We start from the raw sequence: 14,601 nt of genomic DNA, 5'->3' as shown, positions 1-14,601 counted from the left end.
AACTCGTTCAATTTTTCAAAACCTCAATATCCCTTATGGCACGTTTTCCTCTGCGTAGAGTGACAAAAGAGGGTTAAAGCTGAAGCGCTCAGAAAAGCTCAACTGGCAAGGATCCACAAACAAATTTTAATTAAAAACGGTCAATTGCGGGGAACTCAAGGCGCGATCGACCTTACTCAATCGGCACAAGTACCAAATGCAGATTTCTCACGCCCGAAGTTTTGGGCCGGATTCACAATAATTGGCAGTCCTTGGTAAATTAATTGGAGATTTTATATTCACCAGTGGTAAGGTGTAAGGCTAGACGCACCCTACATTGACTGGCGGCATTTTGCAAAAAGTAAATGTATCCCTGACGACTATCTTTTTATGTCATAAATTTGCTATGAATAGCAAAACTAAACACTAGCGGGGCAAAACCTGTGGGCAAGTTTGATAAAATATTCAGTTCAGAAGACCAATCCGAAGCAAGCTTAACTTTAGAAGAATCCGTAGCAGCGGTAGCACTTGTCGCAGCAGAGGCAAATTCCCCTGACACGGATGCTGATATCTTAGAAAGCATACTTTGGGAATCAGAAATATTTGCTGAATACTCGGAAGATGATATGTCAGCAATGTTTCAAAGACTCGCCGGTATTGTTGCCCAAGACGGTTTAGGAGCATTATTTAATACTGCTTGGGAATCCATGCCAGATGAGTTAGTGTTGGATACTTTTGCAATAACAGCAGCAATGTTTGTCGCAGATGGGGAAATATCCCAGAAGCACGAGGCTTTCCTCCAAGAATTCCAGCAAGCATTAGGTGTGGAAGACGAGGAAGCTGCGGAAATTATTGAGGATGTAATTGCTGCTTACTCGGAAGTAGAGGGCGAAGAGTCTGATTTCGATGCGGCATGGTACGTATCTCCTGAAGGCAATTTTAGCGTTCCCGTTCCAGTTGACGATCAACGAGGCGGTAAAATTGATGACCAAGAAGGCTGTGTCGCATTTTCAGACGACTTTGGCGTTTTGCTGAAAATTGATTATTTCCCTGTTCTTGGTGAAGTAGAAGAAACAATCGAGTCGGTTGGCGAGGAAGGTTATCTCAAGTCTTTTCTCGACAATTTTGTTTCTCAGGCAATTCTTGCTAATGTTCCCAATTCTAAGTTACTCCACGCAGAATATTTAGAAGATGAAGAAGCTTATTTCGTAGTTTTAGATTTGCCTGCCGGTGCAACTCTCAGCGTGCAGAAAAACGAGGGCCCTCTGACTCGGTTGGATGCTTACCGGGGACTTATGGCTTTTATTGCTGACGATTTTTGCTACACGGTAAGCTGTCAGCGAATTTATCAGGAGGGGGATGAATTGGGTTCCCTGGAGTCTGAAGTTGAGGGAATTATGAACAAGATTTTTGAGTTTATTGAGACAATCGAATTCGGGCCAATCGAATAAAGAGGACTTGTTTAGACGGGCTAAAAACCTGGTTTCTTTCTAGATGTCTCGCTCCTCAACCCTATATTTTCAGAGAAACCGGGTTTTTTTGCCAACCATTCTCAGGATATGATATCGTGTCCGGTCGATCGACCAAAATCCAACTGGTGGGTAGTGAAGACTTGAGTTTTCATTACTTGCCCGATCGCGCTTATTTTACCGCACTGCTAGATATTAGAGGTTTTTTTACTATAAAAGAGTGCGATCGAGAACAGGGTTTTTTGACCCATTCTCGATCGCACTTGCAGATACATTCAGTCAACCACAGTCGAGAGACAGCAGCAATTAGCCGCCATTTTCGACTAATTAGTAGTCTGAGCTTCCACCAATCTTTGCTTGAGTTCTTCCAGAGCACTCGCCCAGCGCGGATCTGGCTGCACCGAGCCGGAATCAGCGCTCGACACCGTTGTTGCTGACTGATTGCGGCGAGACTTGTTATTGTCACCCCGACGGCGATTGCTTTTGCTGGAACCGCCTCCACCTTGGGTAGGAGGAGCCGAAGCCGAGCGCTGCTGTTGCTGCGGCGCAGGCACAGGCATAGGCACAGAGGCCGATGCCGACACCAACTGCGGTGACGGCGGCGACTGCTGCTGATCGTCTTCGCCCTTTTCAGATTTACCCTTAGAACGGGGCAATGCCTTTTCTATTTTCAGCGGGTTTTCTTTGAACATCAAGCCATTGTATTTCTCAATAACTTGGTCGGCTTGTTCGTCGGTTAGCACCGTCACAAAACCGAAGCCTCTGCATTTACCAGTTTTGCGGTCTGTAATTACCTTTGTGGTAACAGATTCGCCCTCCGGTGCAAAAACTTCTTGCAATTCTTGGCGATCGAGTTCCTTGGGTAGATTGCCAACATAAAGACGAATAGACATGAAAAAGTCCTCCCGACTTGGATTTTAATTAATTTGCTCGAACAGAATTACCTCAAGTCAACTGAATATTGACTTCAGGCAAACACCACATAACCCGATAATTGGCGCATTCCTCCCACCAACCTTGACAGCTCCCCCCACCTTTTAGAACAAAAAGATGATTTACTCTGATAAGGCCGGAACTTAACCGCCGATGCAGAGAGCTTTTAAATCTCAGGTTGTTGTGTAAACTTTTAGTCATCACTCAAATGTTTAGGCTATTGGCTATTCTGTATTACTTGCTTCCGGTTTTGATTCAGAATGTTTATAGCCAGCGCCGTCTCGAAATTTATGTCCAAGGATGTCAATTGCAAGCGATCGGAATGCCAGTATTCAGTTTAATACAGTGATGGATAAAATGGCTAACATTTTTTCAGCCAGTAATCTTACCTCGATCCTAATCTCGCTCCTAATGCTGAGAACTACTCACTTACCCGGTATCCCTTAAATCCGGCCCGGCAGAGTCCGAGCATTCTTTAAAGGTATCACAGCCTTGGTAACAGAGCTAGTTATTTAGGAAGATTTCAGTCTGAATTTAACGCAAACCACATCTGAATCACTTTTGAGAATTCATCCCGCACAGCAAAAATAGCGGTCGAAAAAAAACAGCCGACAAGCGGCTGGCTGTACTTGCTGTGTTGGGATGTTGACAATTTTTACGCAATGCCTTATCGATTTTAGCCAACTGAAGTTATCGCGCTATTTGGTTCAATCCAATTTATGTAAACTAATGTAACAGAGTGCTGGCAAAAAAGCAACTTTTCTTTATGACGGAAGAAGGAAGAAGGAAGAAGACTGTAGTCATTGGTGTCAACTTAACGTCAAACCCTGTCACAGGCTGCTCTTTGACTATTAACCCTAGATCCCCCCTAGCCCCCCTTAAGAAGGGGGGGACAAGAGTCTTATCAAAGTCCCCCTTCTTAAGGGGGATTTAGGGGGATCTAGACTCGGCTACAACCCTGATTTTGACATGGCTTCAGGCTTAAGTTGACACTAATGGAGTGTAGGGTGCGCCACTAGCACCAAGAACATCGTTAGCGAAGCCCTCGTAGAGTATCGCCCCTCCGCTGTTTAACTCAAAACTAATCCTGGCTGCGCGTTGAGAGCGATTCACACCACAATCGGACAACTATTGCTCACCTTGGGCCTTGGATAATGATGTATGCGCCCCAAAAAGCAGCAGCAAAAGCCAAAATCGCAGACCAAATCGGATGTCCGCTGTCACTAACCCTCCCTCCTTGACTGCGGAGACTTTCAAGGTCGATCGCCACAGTAGCACCCCGGCGCAGCCAACCAGTCGCCACAACAGATGTTCCGATCAAATCGCTAGGGCGAGTAGTCTCTTTGAACAAAAATGGCCACAAAGAGCCAATGTAGCCAAACCTCGAAACATGGTGCAACCTCACCAAACCCGTCGCCGTTTGCAAAATCAAATCTTGTCCCAGCCAATTATTCATACCCGATCGACCCAAAAGTTGCCCTTCCAACCGCACCGGTTCAGCATCCAACGGCAAACTCTCGGGATTTGACAAAATTTCCGGCAAACTCGGCGAAGCGGTTTCTCGCGGTATAATATCCGGGAAGAAATAATTGATCCGCATCAAAGTACCGATGCTAAATCCGATCGGCAAACAGCCCCAAATAATCGATCGATCGCCCCAAAGCCAATCCAACTGCCAGATACTCGTCCTCGAAAAAATCCCGCCAATCAGCCAAAGCACGCCGACTATCGCCAAACTCATCGGAATTCCAAAAAACGGCGCACCCTGTAAAAATAGTTTTGAATCTTTAAATTCGAGTATTGACTTAAACAAAGAGAATTTTCCTTTCCTGGGTTGTTCTGGCACTCCCGCGTCTGCCAAATCTAACTCAGTCTCCAGTTGCCAAAATTGAGCATAGAGGGCCAACAGCTTCAAACGCTCTCCCAGCAAAGGATGCGCCCTGTTAACCGTCAACCAGTTGCGCTCCCGATTGCTGACATCCCACAGCAAAATCTGTTCCAGCGGCGCGTGTAATGCAGCAGAACCAAGGGTTACAGCTTGTCCAACACCTACGGGTAACAATAGATCGAAACTTTCGAGGAAAAAGCTAGTTTGTTTTTGCTGTTCGATATTATCAGCAATGCCGATCGCAATTTTAGCCAGTGCCCGCGTCAAACCGTTAGGATTGCCCGTAATTTCAGCAGCAGTGCGATCGCTAAAATACACTCTGCGGCGCGACACCCACAACATCGGCCACCTGAACAACTTATAAATCCCGTAACTGGTAGCAGAAATTGCAGCGGCCACAAATTTGACAGCAGAACGCAAAAACTCGATCGTCATTAAATCACACAACCGCTCTTGCCAGTGCGCGACCTGCCAATAAATCAGGTAAGGAATCTGAATCACCAGCAGCGCCAGGGACATCGGCGCAAAATCCCAGTGAGAGATATGGCCCAACTCCCGCGCGAAAATAGTGGCAATTTCATCATCCGTCAATTGTTCCAACAGCCCGCGACTCACCGCAATCCGAGCCAAACGGGGCAAACAGCCGTAACTGAAAGCTACAGGAACATTCAGCGGCAAGAGTTTCAGCACCGGCACCGGCATATTTTGCTTGGTACAAAAACTTCGCAATACGCGACTAGCTTCCTTGCTGTGCTTCGATAAAACTGACCCGCGCAGAGTTTCGACGCCGCAAAACAGTTTCAGCAGCGCGTCTATCAGCCAGGGAGACGAGGCCAAAAGCAATCCAAAAACCATCTGAACAAACGGAGTTGGATCGCGGTAAAAAAGCTGAATCGGCGCGAAAATAGGCAGTCTAGTGAATATGTAAAGCTGAACCAACAGAGAATTAGTGTTTGTCAGCAGGAATTGCAGGACAAACCGGGCTAGGAAAAATAGGGCGATCGCACTTGCAACGGCTTGCAGCCGAAACTCCAGCAACTTCAGCGGTTTGAGGGGGCGGGGGCTTTTCGCGCGCCCAGCTTCGCGCCAAGTGAGTTGGTAAGTATCTGGGCTGGCGACTCCGGGGATATCTGTTGGGGAACCGGAACTCTTTTCGCCGCTAATTTCTGTATCGGGTGCGGTTTCGGTCGAGTTTTCCGGTTCAGAAGTCGGGCTTGTGGGGGGTGGAGGTGGCGGGTAAATCGGTTTCGATTTGGCGTTTCCAGGCGCGGCAGTCGGCTCTAAAGGTAAAAATCCTGTTTTTTTATCGGCGGTCGGTCGATCGCCCCCAAGCGATTTTTTCGGCGATTTAGTTCCGGCATCAAAGGCGACAAAGCCTGTTTCGGGGGGAGTTTCTGCGGATTTTGGTTTATTTTCCGGTGGTTTTGGGGGGCGAGGGGGGGTTAATTCTTTTAAAGCGCGATCGGCCCAAGTTTTGACTTGAGAGTTAGGACTTTTGGCGAGGGAAGAGCACAGGGCGATCGCCTCTTTCACGTTACCGGTTGCTTTGTATGCAGCCACCAAACCCATCTGCGCGCGGATTCCCGACGGTTGATTAGCTGCGGTTTGGGTAACGGATTCTAAAAGGGCGATCGCGGTGGGGTAATCCTGCTGTTTCAAAGCTGCTAGCCCAGCCTCTAGAGACTGTTTTGCAGATGAATCCGCCGGATTTGGATTAGTGGAAGGTGCCATGACTGTGCTTTCGCTAGCGTCCTTTCTAAGATAGCTTGGCTGGTCGATCGATAGCTGTTCTAACACAGCTCTATTTCTCTGTCACCAATTGTTGCAACCTTTGGCGCAAGGTACTTAAATAATTTCACTAAAATTATTTGTTTCTCAGATATTGCACGATCGCCACGATCCGGCAGGGGTTTAAACCCCTGCCTCAAAGCTAAAGTCCTCTAAAGAGGACTGAAGAATTATGCCAATTAGTGGTTAAATACTTCCTTGCTCTCTTAGTCTCAAGCGATAGAAACTAAAGTTTGTGGAGACGAGATTTCAATCACCGAACCCATCTAATTTTTGCTTATAATTAAATTACACCTCACCCGCACATTTATGCCAATTGACGACGAAGATTTTGAAAGCGAATCTATTAGCGACGATCGCAAACTCCAGCTCTTCACCGACAGACACGAATTTACCCGCCGATTTGCCTTTTATTTAAACGAAGACCCGCCCCGCGAACAAATTTTGTATTTTTACGGCGATGGAGGCAACGGCAAGTCATTGCTGCTAAAACACTTGCAGTTTCACTGCTGCAAAAGATTTTCGCCGCAGGTTTGGCAACAATTGCGCGCACTCCCAGAATCACAAGCCGCTGAAGTTGCTGATTTCGTCCGCCACGCTGAACCTAAAACCTATACTCCCATACCCGTAGTCAGGCACGATTTCGGATTGATACCGATTAAAGAAGATAAACCGCAAGATAGATTTTACGGCTTGCTGATGCTGCGCCGAAATTTGGCAGCAGAAACTAAGAAATATAAATTTAAATTTCCCAATTATGACTTTGCTTGCTTTTGGTATTTGCTGAACAAAGGCGAATCACAGGCCACTCTAAACCAACTTTTTCCCGATGATGTGGCGGAATTGATGGTACCTATAGTTGAAACTTTTGCAGATTTTCCGGTGGTGGCGCAAGCTGTAGCTGTGCTGAAAGGGATAGATAAATTCGGCGGGATTAAGCGGGCAATGAAATTAATTCAAAATCGCTTGGGCGTCAGCGATGAAAAGGCGGAGGAAATTCGCCGTCTAGATATTGATACTGAGTTAAGCGACAATTTGCCGAAATTGTTTGCTGGGGATTTGAATGCGGCAATGGCTGGCAAAAATAAACCCGATCGCCTCGTGATGCTGTTCGATACTCACGAGAAAATGTGGGATGAAAAACGCAATTCTCAAGGCGCAACTTTTTGGTATCAAGATGAGTGGTTTCGGCGGTTGTTGAGGGCATTGGATTACAACTTGGGGATTGTAGTTGTTGTGGCGGGGCGAGAGTGTCCGGTGACGCAATTGCGGTGGCAGAATGCGTCAAGGTTTCCCATTCCCGCAGATTATATAGATGCACAATTGGTGTGGCATTTGTCGCCGGATGATGCGAGGGATTACTTGCACAAAGTGAAGATTGACAAGGCAGATTTGGCAGATGCGGTAATTAAATATGCCAGCGTCAATCCCGCTGATAATTGGGAGAATTTGCAGGTACATCCGTTTTATTTGGGTTTGTGCGCGGATGCGGTGCTGGCAGAAAGAAGGCGGGGAATTGAGTTGATTTCGTCGGATTTTGCGCGGATTCCGAAGTTGGAAAACAAGACTGCGGAATTAACAGATCGGTTGCTGAGTTATGTCGATCGCGAAGTGCGATCGGCCGTGCATTCGCTGAGTGCTAGCCGCGCTTTTGATGATGATTTGTACGTAAAATTGGGAGCTGGTTGCCACTTCCAGGCAAGCAGTGCAAATTTTGAGATGTTGACGGGTTTTTCCTTTGTGTGGAAATCGCATAAGCGGGGGGATAACTGGTATCGGATTCACGATTTATTGCGGCGTTTGGATGCCGATCGGGATAATCCGAAAACTCGCAAAGCTCATGAAATTTTAGAGCAGCATTACCGAGAAGTGGGGAATCCGGCGGAGGCAATTTTTCATGCTAATCGCTTGGATTGGCAGCGGGGTGTAGAAGAATGGAAAGAGGTGTTTGATGAAGCTTTGAGAAAGAGTCGCTATAAGGAATGCGAGGCGCTGCTGGAAGTTAGAGATGAGTTGTGGATTAAAAGTGATTATTGGCTTGGTAGAGTTTCGCGATCGGAGGGAGATTACTATGCTCAGTTTGCTCGATATGTAGAGGCAAAACAAGAATATTTAGAGGCAGTTGCAGCCTATAATTCTGCTTTACTTATTGCACCGGATGATATCAATGCTCTCAACAACAAAGGGAATGCCCTGCAAAGTCTGGGTAAATTGCAAGCAAAGCTAAGTGAATTTGAGGCGGCAAAACAGTCTTACTTTGAGGCGCTCGCTGCCTGTAATTCTGCTTTACTTATTGTACCGGATTATATCTGTGTTCTCAACAGCAAAGGGATTGGGCTACTACGTCTGGGTAAATTGCAAGCAGAGCTCAGTGAATTTGAGGCAGCAAAACAGTCTTACTTTGAGGCGATCGCAGCCTGTAATTCTGCTTTGCTGATTGCACCGGATTATATCTGTGCTCTCAACAGCAAAGGGATTGCGCTACTACGTCTGGGTAATTTGCAAGCAATCCTAAGTGAATTTGAGGTGGCCAAACAGTCTTACTTTGAAGCGATCGCTGCCTGTAATTCTGCTTTACTTATTGCACCGGATGATATCGCTGCTCTCAAAAACAAAGGGAATGCGCTGCGAAGTCTGGGTGAATTACAAGCAATCCTAAGTGAATTTGAGGCTGCAAAACAGTCTTACTTTGAAGCGATCGCTGCCTGTAATTCTGCTTTACTTATTGCACCGAATGATATCGCTGCTCTCCACAACAAAGGGAATGCGCTGCAAAGTCTGGGTGAATTGCAAGCAAAGCTAAGTGAATTTGAGGCTGCAAAACAGTCTTACTTTGAGGCGGTCGCGGCCTTGAATTCTGTTTTTCTTATTGCACCGGATGATATTGGTGTTCTCAACAACAAAGGGAATGCGCTGCGAGGTCTGGGTGAATTGCAAGCAAAGCTAAGTGAATTTGAGGCTGCAAAACAGTCTTACTTTGAGGCGATCGTAGCCTTGAATTATGCTTTACTTATTGCACCGGATTCTATCGCTGCTCTCAACAACAAAGGGATTGCGCTGCGAGGTCTAGGTGATTTGCAAGCAAAATTATCTGACCAACAGGAAGCACTCAAGAATTGGCAAGAGGCACGGGAAATGTGGAATCGATCTTTAGCCATTGCTCCTAACAACGAGCGCCTTCGCACTTGGCGCGATTCGCTGCAAGAAATTCTGGATAATTTGGGTGACGATACTGTCAGCAGTTAGCTCGATCGCAACGAGTAAAAACGCGGCATTCATTCCCTGCCTTAAACCGAAAGCCCGCCAGGGAATGAATTCCACGGGGCTTTTAGCAAAAGTCCTCTAAAGAGGACTAATGAATTCTTCAGTCCTCTTCAGAGGACTTTAGCTTTGAGGCAGGGGTTTCAACCCCTGCCGGACTCAGGGCTGAGCGTTAAAGGCCCGCCCTCGAATTTAGCTATTTAACCTTGCAGCTTACCGCCCAGATTGTCTCGGCGGTGCACTGTCAGCCCGCTTCCGACGGATCAGCACGCTCATCACCTGCTTCGGATTAGTCGCGCGCTGTACGGGACTCCAATCGCCCACTTCTGCAAATCCCAGTCGGTACAAAGTGAGTATGGTTTCCCTGACACCTTTGGGCGAACCGACAACCGTTAACAGCACCACTTCCTGTTCGCATACTGCTGCTGAGTCGTCATTTGGGCATTGGGATTTGTTGTCGTCAGGCACGAATTCCTGTGACATAATATGTTCTCCTGGTTTTGGGTTTTCTAGAAAAACCCAAAAACCCAGCCGCCCCGCATTTCAACACATAGCAGGGCGGCTACAGAGGATGTTAAGATACTCCGTTAGCCTCCAGACTGCTAGTCCCAGTTTGGCGGTTAGCTGTCCATTGCTGTTAGCGCAGCTTTGGGCAGTGCAACTAGATTTTTGGGCGACGCGGGCTGCCTCCTCTACAAGCAAGCAACCTCTCACTTCAAAGCCTAGCCGCAGATGGGGGCCGCCGTCAATCGATTTTGGATTTTAGATTTTGAATCTTAGATTGTGGATTTACTCGTTACCAGCGTCAGCGGCTGGAAACCAGTTAGTTGGGCCGAAATGCTAAATTAAAAGTAATGTTGCTTTAGTACAACCATGTCCAAACGACTCACCATTGCCCAAGCACAGCAGCAGCTTCCAAACCTACCCCAAGAACTTATCCATGAGCCTATCATCATCACTCAAGATGGCGTTCCCGTTATGGCTGCAATGAGCTACACGCATTTGACTGAACTGTTAGAAACCTTAGATATTCTCACCGATACAGAATTCGTTACCAAATTGCGCCAAAGCATCACCCAAGCCCGCCAAGGCGAAACTATTTCCTGGGAAAATGCCAAAGCAAAATTGGGACTATGAATCACGAAGAAAATGCGATCGAATATGAGATCCAGCTTACGCCACTGGCACTGGAAATGTTGGAGGCCGTCAAAGATCGACGATAACAGGAAAAATTGCGCGATCGCATTGATCAACTAAAAGTTGAACCACAAAAGCAAGGCAAAGCCCTTGTAGATAACCTATCAGGATTTCGCAGCATCCGAGCTGTTGGACAGCGCTATCGTATAGTTTATCAAGTCGAACAACATCGAGTTCTAGTTGTTGTCGTGGGACTAGGGAGACGTAAAGATGGTGACAAAAAAGACATTTACACCATCTTAGAAAAACTGTTAGAGCCCTGATTGTAACTTCTTATATCCGGCGTATTTAAGCCGAATAAATATCATTTGTAGGGACACAACAGTGTTGTGTCCTTTGCCTGCGGTAATCTCACTCCTCGCTAACAGCCAAACCAGAAACCACAGGGGCGATCGCATTTAACTTCAACACAGGATGCTCCCCTTCCACCTGCCGGCAATTCCACTCATTTCTAAACAGCAAAACCGGCCTTCCCCAAGTATCTTTCACCGTCACCGTATTAAACAGCCGCCCAACTTTTTCCAGCGCATCCCAACCGCCGTCAACCCAACGAGCTACACTGTAAGGCAACATATCGATCGTCGTTTCCACATTATATTCCGACTGCATTCTGAACTGCACAACTTCAAATTGCAACTGTCCCACAGCCGCCAAAATAGGCTCGCGTTTCGACTCATCAACCGAGTACATAATTTGCACTGCGCCTTCTTCCTGCAACTCCGAAACGCCTTTGCGGAACTGCTTAAACTTAGAAGGATTGGGATTTCTCAAAAAAGCAAAAAGTTCGGGAGAAAAACAGGGAATCCCTTCATATTCCAGTTTTTGACCAGTGTAAATAGTATCGCCGATCGCAAATACTCCCGGATTGTTCAAACCGATCACATCGCCGGGATACGCAACTTCGATCGACTCGCGATCCTGAGCAAATAACTTTTGAGGCCTTGACAAACGCACCGTTTTACCACTGCGAGCGTGAGTCACGTTCATGTCCTTTTCAAACTTGCCCGTACAAACCCGAATAAACGCCACCCGATCGCGGTGTCTCGGGTCCATATTCGCTTGCAATTTAAACACAAACCCGGTAAAATCTTCATAAGTTGGCGGCAAGTCTCCGGCGGTGCTCTTGCGGGCGATCGGCTTCATCGCGTAATCTAAAAACGCATCTAAAAACAGTTCGACCCCAAAATTGCTCATGGCGCTGCCAAAGAAAACAGGCGTCATTTTTCCTGCCCGAACGGAGTCTAAATCGAGTTCAGTTCCTAACTCATCCAGCAGTTCTAACTCTTCTTTGAGCTGATAGTAAAGGTCTTGTTCCAACAAATCTTCAATGCGCGGATCGCCCAATTCGATGACAGTATCAACAGCAGCGCGAGAACCGTGTTGAGTCCGCTCGAATAAGTGAATTTTGCGCCCTCTGCGATCGAAAACACCTTTAAAGCGATCGCCCGTACCTATGGGCCAATTTACCGGATAAGTCTGCAACCCCAATTCCTTCTCAATTTCGTCCAACAAATCCAAAGGTTCTCTGCTAGGGCGATCGAGCTTATTAAAGAAAGTAAAAATAGGCAAACTTCGCAGCTTACAAACTTCAAATAACTTCCGAGTTTGCGGTTCCAAACCCTTAGCAGCATCCTCAAGCATCACCGCATTGTCAGCCGCCGCCAGAGTTCGATAAGTATCTTCGCTAAAATCTTGGTGTCCCGGAGTATCGAGCAGATTAATGTGATATTTTTTATACTCAAACTGCAAAACAGTAGAAGTAATAGAAATTCCCCGCTGCTGTTCCATCGCCATCCAGTCAGAGGTAGCGTGTCGCTGAGCCCGCCGCGCTTTCACAGAACCTGCTTCGTGAATTGCACCTCCGTACAGCAGCAGCTTTTCTGTCAAAGTAGTTTTACCAGCGTCGGGGTGCGAGATAATAGCAAAGTTGCGCCGGCGCTCAACAGCAGTTAGCAGTTCAGTTTCGAGTTCAGTGGTCATTACAAATTAGGTAGGGGAATCATCACCCGATCGCCATTATAGCCTGTGCTACAGTTGCTATTAAAGGTAAAATTATCACTAAAGTCAAGGAAGAAAAATAATATGTACGACTCGGACAAGCGAAAGCTGCTATCACTGGTGTGCCACGGGGCGATTTTTTTCAGCACGTTACTGTTCTCGATCGGAGCGCCGATCGCTGTATTGTTAGTATCAGATGACCCCGTTGTCAAAGAAAATGCCACAGAAGCGATCAATTTTCACCTTAATGTATGGCTTTACAGCATCGTGATTGTGGTGTTAAGTGTCGTCACTTTCGGTCTTGCTGGCATTATCCTAGTGCCCCTAGGTTATCTGCTGCACTGGGGACTGACAATAATGGCTATCCTCCACGTTTTGCAAGATCCTAACCAACCTTACCGCTACCCTTTTATTTTCCGCATAGTTTAGACAGCAAATCGCGCTTCACCATCGATTTCAACAACCCGATTTCTTTAAGAAGAAACCGGGTTTTTAATTGTTTTCTAACCCACATTCGTTACCCCCAACTGGCCAATACACTGCTTAAGTGACAAAGAGGGTTGATTATACCCTTTATCAGAAAGATGAGGTACTGTAGGGCATAGGGCATAGGGCATAGGGCATAGGGCACTTTTTTGAGAACCGCTGTATCGGAGACAAGATTTAGTAACAAAAATTAAAATTTTGTCTAACTAAGCATCATTCAGTTGGGGCTTGCTGAAAATTGAACTAACATCATGAACTCAATCTTCTTAATCCATAAAACTTCAAAAATTAGAGCAAAATCAACGATTAATTCTAGCTGTTAAGCTAATCCGCCTTTAAATTGCATGGTCAAATAAACTTTCACTCTTGTGGGGTTGCCCGGACAGCCCGCCTTCAACACACAATTTAAATGCACAGCTTATCTTTGGCATTGAAAATGGTACAACATCTCTGTTTAAACTTACATCTTGCACCATTGTCAAGAACAGGCAAGATGCCTGTTCCACAATAAAATTCATCTCTTGTGGAACAGGCATCTTGCCTGTTCCTAAACAAGTAATTGAAAATGGTGCAACATCTCAGTTTAAATGAATGTGGTTAGCTCGGTAAGTGATGCCGAACCCTCATCTGCCTAAAGTCGCAATGGTGTCTTCGCCCTATTGCAGGGCTGTTGCTGAGGCTAAGTTCATCTTCATTTGATGCCGCTTCCCAAACTATGCTACCGCCTTTGGGTTATTTCGCGGAGTTAGGGCGGATGTTCGATCGCTCCGAACCATCGTTTTTGCTTTAGCTGTGCTATTTTTGCATCTGGCGATCGTTTTATGGAAATGTTCCAGCAATTCTATCTCCACCAGGAGTCTTAAAACTTAATACAATATTTTTCCAATAAAAATCCCGCTCTTGTGGAACGGGAAAGCCATCAGGGTGCATCTATATATATGTCAGTATAACTCATAGGGGGTATAACCCCTCGTAGCTTTATCGAATCTTTACAATCACAAAATTTTTGTAAAGATTGAGGTTTTTATTTGACTGAGCAGCCGTTTTATGAAATTAAAATGGAAAATGCTGACATTTATAAAATCAAGTGAGTTTCCTCTGAATAATCAAAACTTTAAGCTCCTTTACCATGCTTCGGCCAATGGTGGAGCAAATACCAGAAGATGGCTACATTTGTGATAAATACCGCTAACTTAAGTACCGTGACCCCGTGAACTAATTCATATATTTCAGGGGTATACTGATGCTTACCAGCACTAAAACTAAGATTTTTGCCCAGTCTTTTTCGTACCACAAACCAACGGCTTCAACTGGAGTTAAAGTTGCATATAGTGCTGCGGCAATTCCGCCAAAAAATAATTTCTGAGGGTTGAGAATTAGAAGTTTTTCTAAGATAAATTCAATAATTTTTAGTTTAGTTTCTAACAAATAAGATTGCGAAATTTTTTCTAAGACTTGATGATTTTTTAATGTAAAAAGCAAAGCAATCGAAGTTACTGCCAAGAGGGAAGCCACAAATGTTTTGTAACTGTAGTTTAGACTAAAAAATGATTGCAGCCAAAAGTAGCTGCCTTTGAATATCCGGCAAGCTGTTACTCAAAA

10 protein-coding genes and 1 pseudogene are annotated in these 14,601 nt (G+C 45.9%); 5 read left to right on the top strand and 6 right to left on the bottom strand.

What is annotated here, in order from left to right:
- Positions 1–422 precede the first annotated feature (422 nt).
- Positions 423–1,430, top strand: coding sequence for a tellurite resistance TerB family protein (locus QUA71_RS27590; RefSeq protein ID WP_333290014.1), 1,008 nt, complete (start codon positions 423–425; stop codon positions 1,428–1,430).
- A gap of 341 nt (positions 1,431–1,771) precedes the next feature.
- On the opposite strand, the gene QUA71_RS27585 is transcribed toward QUA71_RS27590, so the two are convergent.
- The gene (locus tag QUA71_RS27585; protein WP_333290012.1) at positions 1,772–2,341 is read right to left on the bottom strand and encodes an RNA-binding protein; all 570 of its coding nucleotides are present in this window, start codon (positions 2,339–2,341) and stop codon (positions 1,772–1,774) included.
- A gap of 1,175 nt (positions 2,342–3,516) precedes the next feature.
- The gene (locus tag QUA71_RS27580; protein ID WP_333290010.1) at positions 3,517–6,066 is read right to left on the bottom strand and encodes a zinc metalloprotease HtpX; all 2,550 of its coding nucleotides are present in this window, start codon (positions 6,064–6,066) and stop codon (positions 3,517–3,519) included.
- Positions 6,067–6,366: 300 nt separating this feature from the next.
- On the opposite strand from QUA71_RS27580, the gene QUA71_RS27575 reads away from it, so the two are divergent.
- Entirely contained in the window at positions 6,367–9,303 is a 2,937-nt protein-coding gene (locus QUA71_RS27575; RefSeq protein ID WP_333290008.1) for a hypothetical protein, read from the top strand.
- 228 nt (positions 9,304–9,531) lie between these two features.
- Here the strand turns inward: QUA71_RS27575 and QUA71_RS27570 are convergent, their stop codons facing one another.
- Complete coding sequence (locus tag QUA71_RS27570) at positions 9,532–9,801, bottom strand: hypothetical protein (protein WP_333290006.1); 270 nt, start codon at positions 9,799–9,801, stop codon at positions 9,532–9,534.
- Positions 9,802–10,191: 390 nt separating this feature from the next.
- Here QUA71_RS27570 and QUA71_RS27565 point away from each other — a divergent pair, with 390 nt between their 5' ends.
- Positions 10,192–10,455 carry a prevent-host-death protein gene (locus QUA71_RS27565; RefSeq protein WP_333290004.1) on the top strand — a complete coding sequence of 88 codons (264 nt, stop codon included), beginning with the start codon at positions 10,192–10,194 and terminating at the stop codon, positions 10,453–10,455.
- A gap of 95 nt (positions 10,456–10,550) precedes the next feature.
- Complete coding sequence (locus tag QUA71_RS27560) at positions 10,551–10,778, top strand: type II toxin-antitoxin system RelE/ParE family toxin (RefSeq protein WP_333290002.1); 228 nt, start codon at positions 10,551–10,553, stop codon at positions 10,776–10,778.
- Positions 10,779–10,866: 88 nt separating this feature from the next.
- Here QUA71_RS27560 and prfC read toward each other — a convergent pair whose 3' ends face one another.
- Positions 10,867–12,495: a peptide chain release factor 3 gene (gene prfC, locus QUA71_RS27555; RefSeq protein ID WP_333290000.1), complete on the bottom strand. Its 1,629-nt coding sequence runs from the start codon at positions 12,493–12,495 to the stop codon at positions 10,867–10,869.
- 102 nt (positions 12,496–12,597) lie between these two features.
- Here prfC and QUA71_RS27550 point away from each other — a divergent pair, with 102 nt between their 5' ends.
- Complete coding sequence (locus QUA71_RS27550; protein ID WP_333289998.1) at positions 12,598–12,942, top strand: DUF4870 domain-containing protein; 345 nt, start codon at positions 12,598–12,600, stop codon at positions 12,940–12,942.
- Between the two features lie 392 nt (positions 12,943–13,334).
- Here QUA71_RS27550 and QUA71_RS27545 read toward each other — a convergent pair whose 3' ends face one another.
- Positions 13,335–13,535: a hypothetical protein gene (locus QUA71_RS27545; RefSeq protein WP_333289996.1), complete on the bottom strand. Its 201-nt coding sequence runs from the start codon at positions 13,533–13,535 to the stop codon at positions 13,335–13,337.
- A 578-nt stretch (positions 13,536–14,113) separates the two neighbouring features.
- Positions 14,114–14,514 (bottom strand): annotated as a pseudogene (locus tag QUA71_RS27540) (DUF2127 domain-containing protein).
- Positions 14,515–14,601 lie beyond the last annotated feature (87 nt).

The sequence above is a fragment of the Microcoleus sp. MON1_C5 genome (assembly GCF_036701875.1).
Lineage (GTDB): Bacteria > Cyanobacteriota > Cyanobacteriia > Cyanobacteriales > Microcoleaceae > Microcoleus.
The sequence above is the reverse complement of the archived record's forward strand: the minus strand, read 5'-3'. Positions and strand labels throughout refer to the sequence as shown.